The organism is Fodinibius halophilus (assembly GCF_011059105.1).
GTDB classification, from domain to species: domain Bacteria; phylum Bacteroidota; class Rhodothermia; order Balneolales; family Balneolaceae; genus Fodinibius; species Fodinibius halophilus.
In genome coordinates this window covers 1-7,428 of record NZ_JAALLS010000042.1, presented here as the reverse complement: position 1 = coordinate 7,428, position 7,428 = coordinate 1, and the positions used below count along the sequence as shown (strand labels likewise).

Sequence of the window (7,428 nt, the reverse complement as noted above, 5' to 3'; positions counted from 1 at the left end):
CTTAGCAGCCTAACTTAATCGGTAAACGCGTTAATTTATTTCTAGGGGCTTCTCATGATACCACAGAAAGCCTTCCATTGTGCTGGCAGGGGCCGGTTCCATCCAGTGGGTGGTATTCGGGGGAATAGTTACCTGGCTACCTGCCTTGACGCTATACTCTTTTTCGCCGCTGATCACCTTGCCCCTTCCTTTTAGTACCACAAAGGTCTCATACTGATCATGCGAATGCCCGCGGCCGCTATTCTCAAATACCAAATGCTCAATTACAGGCTGGTCATCATCCTGTAGCAGGATATCCAAAGTGCCAAATGAGGTTGATTTCATAGCTTAATTACTATTATTGCAATTGTTAGATTTTTTAAAGTAACGGATGTTATATTGATATGCAGCTTGTGAATTATTAGTTATGATAAAAGCTCGTAATCAATCTCCTATCCAAAAAAATCGATATGCAATTAAAAAGAAGGGTGAAAAATATAACATTATGGTCTAAGATTGGCTGGTGGCTGACCGAAATAGTGGTAGTCTTTATTGGGGGATACCTGGCTTTTTTGTTGGAAGGATAGCGGAACCCCCAACACAATGATCACAAACGGCAATAAGTATGGATCGCGACCTTTTTTGAATACCTACGAAGATGGTGAAATGCCTCATCCCCAGCCCCTACCCTATATGGGTTCAGGATTTAGTGATGGCGCATGGCTGGCGATGTTGAAATCCGGCTGGGTTTACAAAAAGCGATCCGGGTAACACAGGGTACTGGTCTTCCTACTGTTCTATCGGGATATAACTATGACTGTAATCTGGCCATAAGTTAAGCTGTATACGATGGGTGTTACAGATACAGTAAAAAATCCCGTCCCCTGATTGCTTCCAACAACAACATATGCTATTGTTGAAATGCAAATATTAGCTATGAAAAAAGCTATTTAAGCCTAAAATGATCGGATCTATTATACCACTATGCTACAATTCATATCAATTGTATTGGGAGTATCAGCAATTGCCGGATATTGGTTTTATCATCGCATTCAGAGAAAGAAAAAGATCAGAGAAAAGTTGGCAGCCTCTTGGGGCGAACCCCAAATGAAGGACCATAATTGGGCACAAGTTCGTCAATACCACGATCTTGTTAAGTCACAGATAGATACTGCCCCTCTGGATGATAAAACCTGGGAAGACTTAAATTTTCCAGAACTGTTTAAACGTGTTGATAGCACACAGAGTTATATTGGCCAACAGATGTTGTTTCACCTGCTGCGAACACCGCTATACGATGATAAAAAGCTGCAAGAGAGAGAAGCTCTTCTTGATATATTCGCTGACAACCCGGATTTCCGGCTTGATCTACAGATGGAACTGCGAAATCTGACTGATTATAGTATCTGGCGACTGCCCAAACTGCTTTTTAGTGAGCTCCCAACTATTCCTTTGTATTATTATCTGTTTCTCGCTATTCCTTTTCTAGCTGTCAGTACAATTGGATTAGGCTTTTTTGATCCTGCCTTTTTTATAGCTTTAGGGCTGATACCTGCAGTAAATCTGCTCATCCAATATATTATTGGTAATAATATTGCCCGCTATACCGCTGCCCTTAGTGGCTTACGTCCCTTTTTGAAAACAGCAGAAGCTATTGGAGCACTCGATAAAAAACATGGAAATCCGTTGGGCAAAAAAGGCAAACAGATCAGGAATCAAACCAAACAACTTGCCAAGCTAAAAAAGCGGGTTAGTGCCTACCTCCACGAAAGTAATCCCGATAACATTGGTAGTTTAGTATGGGATTATATTAATATTCTTTGCCTGATGAAGATCAATATGTTTACGCTCTCTATCAATATTATAAAGCAAAAGAAGGAGCTGATAACGTCGCTCTATGCAACTATTGGGCAACTTGACGCTTTTATAGCTGCTGCTTCTTTCCGGCACTCGCTTTGTCGCTATTGCCACCCCACACTGGATAACACCAATGCCGGCATTTCCTATCATCAAGCATATCATCCGCTGTTGGAAAATCCTGTCCCCAATTCAATGACAATTAAGCAAAAAGGGATTCTGGTTACCGGTTCTAATATGTCTGGCAAAACAACATTTTTAAAAACGATGGGTGTTAATCAAGTCCTGGCACAGACCTTCAACTTTTGTTGTGCTGATGAAGCCACACTGCCCTTTTGCAATGTTATCTCTTCAATGCGTCGTGAGGACCAGCTTACCGAGGGCAAGAGCTTTTATATGGGAGAAGTTGAACGTGTAAAAGAACTGATCGATTCTTCATCCTCATCAAAAAAACCTACACTTTTTCTTTTGGATGAGATATTCCGCGGTACCAACACTATTGAACGTATTGCTGCTTCTATGCAGGTATTGAAGTGGCTGAATAGTGACAAGGATTTTGTTCTGGCTTCTACCCATGATCTTGAACTTGTTACCTTGTTGGAAGATGAATATGAATTTTATCATTTTGCTGAAGAGGTAAGGGAAGAATCGCTGTTTTTTGATTACAAAATTAAACCAGGGCATTCCTCAACCAGAAATGCTATCAAGCTGTTGGAACTGAGTGATTATCCGCCTACAGTTGTTGAGGGCGCGATGAAGATGTCAGAAGTACTTGAGAACCAAGGGGTTATTAATTACAGAATTAATTCAACTGAAGAAGATGGAGAATACGATCAATTATGATGGACGTTGCTTTCGCTCTGTTAAAAACTCAGAAAATGGCGAAGTAGATGGCAAAACTATATTTTATTATCATCAACAAGGCGATATCGTATGGGCCGATTATCGGGGTGGCGGTGTACAACGCGGTACCCTTATTGCCAAGGTCGTAAATAACCATTGCCTGGACATGCGCTACTCTCATATTAACAGTAAAGGTGAGCTTATGACGGGTAGATGTTTTTCTACCCCGGAACAGTTGAACGATGGCAGACTTAGAATGCATGAAAAGTGGCAATGGACCTGTGGAGATAGGTCTGAAGGCGAATCCATTATTGAGGAAATCCCCTAACTCCATTTCTGTGTCGGTAATAATAATCAACGTGTCCCGCCTGTTGGGCCCCGTTTACGCAAGGTGTCCTTCATTCTTGTATATGGATTGCCCCTAAAGATACAAATGATACTTGTATGAAGCAGCTCAACAAAGATTTTTCACTACGCGCAGCGGAAGAGGCTTTTTTAATGGATAATTAAATGAAAACTAGCTGAGATACCCGGAAAGTCTATGGAGCTTATAGACAAGCACGAGTAACAGACCGGCGTCCCTTAGGGAGAGATCAGGACTAGTTCAGTATACAATCACGAAATATTTTACAGCTTCTTTACGAGATCATACTGTTGGTTGCCCCGCTCTGACCCCTTCTTGTTCTTTCCCTGCACTCAGGGGAAGAGACTTTTCTAAGAAGTATTTAGCTAGAGATTAAACTGAGAGTCTCTGAAAGGATATCTGCTTTAATAAATAAGTAGGAATAACAGGCAAGAGTTCCTCTCCCTGCGAACAGTAGAGCGAGTATGGAGTGAGCAAATTGGAACTACATTTCTGGCTCGATATTGGTTTGCCTTTTAAAACTCATTTCATTCTTGGGTTTTCTGACCCCATCTTGTTCTTCCCCTGTACGCAGCGGAAGAGACTTTTGTAAAAAGTAACCTGCTCAAATTAAAATCCGGCACATATTGTGGATAAACGTCCCTCGCCCTGGTTATAGGGAGAGGTCAGGAGTGGGTTTGCATGTAAACAATAACGATTTCTCAGCTTCTTTAGGAGGATAGGCCTTTGGTTGCTTGAATTTGGTTTATAGCTTTGACTGAAAAGAGACAGACTTTCTTATACAAATGCCTGCAATAGATATATGACTCAATAAATAACTCTGCGATCAGGTATTTGTTTCAGCAGGTGGGCAGCCACATGATTGCCGGATTTTAAGAGAGGTAAGTACTTCAATATTTTCGGCAGGTTCATCAGGGTTGTCGATACTGCGAAGCAGACGACGAGCTGCCCTCTTCCCTACTTCGTAGGCAGGCTGATGTACGGTGGTTAAAGGCACTTCCAACAGAGGGGCTCGAACATCATCCGTAAAACCCACAACAGCTATATCATCAGGTACAGATAAGCCCGCTGATTTAATAGCACTGATTGCGCCCAGTGCGGAGGGGTCGTTTACTGCCACTACAGCCTCGGGATGCTCGTCTTTGGGCAGTTCCAGAAGTTTCTGCATCGCTTTTTGAGCAGACTCTTCTTGAAATCCCCCTTCTGTGATCCATTTATTATTAATCTCAAGATCGTGACTACGAAGAGCATCCAGATAGCCATTTTTTCGCTTCATTCCTACTGAAACTTCGGGCGGACCACTGAGATGTGCGATCTTCGTATACCCGTGTACCTCAATAAGGTGTTCTGTTATCTGTCGGGAGCTGGCACGGTCATTGACGCTTACGCAACTGGCCCCGATATTTTCGATGCAGCGATCAAAAAATACAATTACCGTCCCGGAGTTAATGATTTCCTCATAAAAAGAGTAGTCTTTAACATCCTGTGAAGAAGAAATTAACAGCCCATCCACTCGTTTTGACTGGAGTGTACGTATCGCTTCCTTTTCGCGACTAAACTCTTCGTTGGCATTGGTCAGAAACAACTGATAGTTAGATGCATTGGTAACCTCTTCAATACCTCTGACTACTTCAGGAAAAAAGGAATGCGTTATCTGTGGAATAACAACCCCAATGGTGTATGTTTTACTGGATACCAGGCTTTTGGCTACATGATTAGGGGTGTAGCCCATACTCTTTGCTTTTTCGATCACCCGCTTTTTTGTTTTTTCACTAACGTTGGAGCGATCATTTAATGCCCGCGAAACGGTCATGGCCGATAATCCCAGTTCTTTCGCAATGTGTTTTAAGGTTACATTTGAACTCACAAGAAGTAGGGTTTAGTATTCAACATGTAAAAAAGTTTATTGATAGTAAGAAAATCATTGCAAAAGCCCCAATGACACCCGACATATGCTTTCTATTTAAATATAGCCCAAAATAACCTTTTTTTTGTGGCGGAACCAACAATTAATATGGTGGTAGCACCGAATAATATTCGAAATAAAGCTCTTATAACAGGCCTTTCACCTTTTCACGAAACCACTTCTCACATAGATACCACATAATCATGTAGTTACATTGAGGGTTTGTTCTTGTAATATCAACTTAATAATTCAACATCGGCAGGAACAACGGAATAGTAATATTATGGCTCTCGCATATAACACCATGGAAAAACCAAGTGATCAAACAAAGTCGAATCGAAAACAAAATAACACTATTAAATCCTTAGACGACCTGTCTGATCAGCCTCAGATAGAAATATTCCATATTTCATCTGATGAAACCCGTAAAAAGTTTTTAGAAATCGATGTCAAAAGATCAATTAATATGTTGCTTCATATTGAAGTGTATAATAGTTCGACTCTTACAATAGAAGGTGCCAAAGAAAGCGTTAGGCTGGGAAACAGCCGTCATCAGCGCTACCACGAGCGTACTATAGCTATAGGACTTGAAACGGATTTGGAAGCTGCTATTGAATCCAGCGACGATATCGGACACGCTACGATTCGAATACTTGAGGTCTACTGAGTGTTTTTAGCGGCTTATTGAGTATTCGATCATATAAAAAGAGCAACGCGCATAGAGCCTGCTTTTGTATGGGAAGTGAATACTCTTTGTTTTCTTCCAGGTAGATAAGGAATCGCAATACATCTTCTTCGTCCAATTCTGAAGGATGCTGCATGTTGTGGTACTTAACAAACTGAACAACCCATTTTATATAGGCGCGTTCGGTAAAATAACTGTACTGTTGGCGGCGGATCTCGGTTCTCATTTTGCTAAGCAGTGGTGACTGTGCCATAATCTCTCCGGTTATCTTTTTATAAGTATGATCCCCCAGAGAGTAAATCCTTACAAAATTCAATCAAATTACCCAGCAATAGGTGACTGTACCACACTCCCTTTGTTTTTAATCACATGCGTCCCGTTAGAAATGAGTCTTGTTATAACGATCTCTTGAGTCGGTTACGGAGGTAACGCTTGCCCGGGCCTGACTTTAGATATCGTTCGTGGGCTAAGGCATCGGACTTGCTTTTACATCCTTCAAAATAGATCAGCGTTATCGGCAGGCGATGCTTGGTGGATGGCACTTTGCCTTGCCTGTGTTGCTGAAGGCGCTTTCGTAGATCTCGGGTGTAACCCGTATACCAGTTACCATCGTTCTTACTTTCCAGCAGGTATACATAGTGAAAACTCATACGGTAAATTTCTAACGGGATGGTTGGGTTAGCAGTGACTCATTTCAACAATCAATCGGAGATTGTACCACACTCCCTTTGTTTTTAATCACATGCGTATAAACCATGGTGGTTTTGACATTTTTATGTCCAAGTAACTCTTGTACCGTTCGGATATCATAACCATCATTTAGAAGGTGCGTAGCAAAAGAATGTCGAAAAGTGTGGCTACTTACCTTTTTAAGGATATCTGTTTCTTGTACCGCTTCTTTAATTGCTTTGTGCAGATATGATGAAGAACGGTGATACCGCTGTTTTAATCCCGATCGGGGATCTGTACTAATTTTAGTAGTTGGAAAAAGGTATTGCCACCCCAATGTTTTATTTAGCTTTGGATACTTTTTGGATAATGCTTTTGGTAATACTACACTCCCCTGCCCATTATTTAAATCCTTGTTATGTAGTAGTCTTACTTTTTTAACTTGGTCTTTGAGCTTCTGTTTAGATTTCTGTGGCATTATTGTAGTCCGATCTTTCTTCCCTTTGCCATTGCGCACCCAAAGTTGGTTGAACTCAAAGTCTATATCTTTGACACGTAACCTGAGACATTCTGATTTTCGAAGACCGCTTCCGTAGAGAAGTTCCACCATCAATCGAGCATCATCTTCTACAAGTCTAATTATTTTTTGCACCTCAGATCGTGATAACACAACCGGAAGATGTTCCGATTCTTTTGCCCTGGTAAGATTATCAAATTGCCCTAACTTCTCTTCCAATACCTGCTTATACAGAAAAACAATAGCACATAACGCTTGATTTTGTGTAGAAGCAGCCACGTTTCTTTCATTTGCTAACCAATTGAGAAACTCCACGACCTCATCCTTCCCCATTTTTTGGGGATGGGTAAGTTTGTGAAATTTTACAAATCGCGTTATCCAGCGGATATAGGCTTTCTCCGTGCGGTAGCTATAATTTCGTCTTCTTATTTCCTCTCTCACTTTTTGAAGCAGCTGACTGGCCATAATTGTCTACTCTATTTTGATCCTCTGTTTTTTTAGTAGGACCGGCAAGCAGCAAAATCCTTACACATAATATCATATTATGCATACACATTATGTGTATGACTATGTAGAAATTGAGACACATAATATGAACAAAAATAGGC

Annotated in this window: 9 protein-coding genes; 4 read left to right on the top strand and 5 right to left on the bottom strand. The window is 41.1% G+C overall.

Annotated elements, in window-relative coordinates; genetic code table 11:
• Nucleotides 1–30: 30 nt before the first annotated feature.
• Complete coding sequence (locus G3569_RS17830) at nucleotides 31–324, bottom strand: cupin domain-containing protein (protein ID WP_165271447.1); 294 nt, start codon at nucleotides 322–324, stop codon at nucleotides 31–33.
• A gap of 258 nt (nucleotides 325–582) precedes the next feature.
• Between G3569_RS17830 and G3569_RS17825 the strand changes: the two genes are divergently transcribed.
• From G3569_RS17825 to G3569_RS17815, 3 genes are all read left to right on the top strand, one after another.
• Nucleotides 583–750 (top strand): hypothetical protein, encoded by a 168-nt coding sequence (locus tag G3569_RS17825; RefSeq protein ID WP_165271446.1) that lies wholly within the window; start codon nucleotides 583–585, stop codon nucleotides 748–750.
• Between the two features lie 213 nt (nucleotides 751–963).
• Nucleotides 964–2,679, top strand: a complete 1,716-nt coding sequence (locus G3569_RS17820; RefSeq protein ID WP_165271445.1) for a MutS-related protein — start codon at nucleotides 964–966, stop codon at nucleotides 2,677–2,679.
• The gene (locus G3569_RS17815) at nucleotides 2,657–3,007 is read left to right on the top strand and encodes an avidin-fold protein (RefSeq protein ID WP_165271444.1); all 351 of its coding nucleotides are present in this window, start codon (nucleotides 2,657–2,659) and stop codon (nucleotides 3,005–3,007) included. The genes G3569_RS17820 and G3569_RS17815 overlap by 23 nt, the downstream gene beginning before the upstream one ends.
• 862 nt (nucleotides 3,008–3,869) lie before the next feature.
• On the opposite strand, the gene G3569_RS17810 is transcribed toward G3569_RS17815, so the two are convergent.
• Complete coding sequence (locus G3569_RS17810) at nucleotides 3,870–4,910, bottom strand: LacI family DNA-binding transcriptional regulator (protein ID WP_165271443.1); 1,041 nt, start codon at nucleotides 4,908–4,910, stop codon at nucleotides 3,870–3,872.
• 322 nt (nucleotides 4,911–5,232) lie between these two features.
• On the opposite strand from G3569_RS17810, the gene G3569_RS17805 reads away from it, so the two are divergent.
• Nucleotides 5,233–5,616 carry a hypothetical protein gene (locus G3569_RS17805; protein WP_165271442.1) on the top strand — a complete coding sequence of 128 codons (384 nt, stop codon included), beginning with the start codon at nucleotides 5,233–5,235 and terminating at the stop codon, nucleotides 5,614–5,616.
• On the opposite strand, the gene G3569_RS17800 is transcribed toward G3569_RS17805, so the two are convergent.
• The 3 genes from G3569_RS17800 to G3569_RS17790 all read right to left on the bottom strand — a co-directional run bounded on the left by G3569_RS17800 (nucleotide 5,588) and on the right by G3569_RS17790 (nucleotide 7,285).
• Nucleotides 5,588–5,887: a site-specific integrase gene (locus tag G3569_RS17800; RefSeq protein WP_165271441.1), complete on the bottom strand. Its 300-nt coding sequence runs from the start codon at nucleotides 5,885–5,887 to the stop codon at nucleotides 5,588–5,590. The two genes, G3569_RS17805 and G3569_RS17800, sit on opposite strands and share 29 nt — an antisense overlap.
• A 142-nt stretch (nucleotides 5,888–6,029) precedes the next feature.
• Nucleotides 6,030–6,284 carry a GIY-YIG nuclease family protein gene (locus G3569_RS17795; RefSeq protein ID WP_165271440.1) on the bottom strand — a complete coding sequence of 85 codons (255 nt, stop codon included), beginning with the start codon at nucleotides 6,282–6,284 and terminating at the stop codon, nucleotides 6,030–6,032.
• Between the two features lie 44 nt (nucleotides 6,285–6,328).
• Nucleotides 6,329–7,285 carry an integron integrase gene (locus G3569_RS17790; RefSeq protein WP_165271439.1) on the bottom strand — a complete coding sequence of 319 codons (957 nt, stop codon included), beginning with the start codon at nucleotides 7,283–7,285 and terminating at the stop codon, nucleotides 6,329–6,331.
• Between the last annotated feature and the right edge of the window lie 143 nt (nucleotides 7,286–7,428).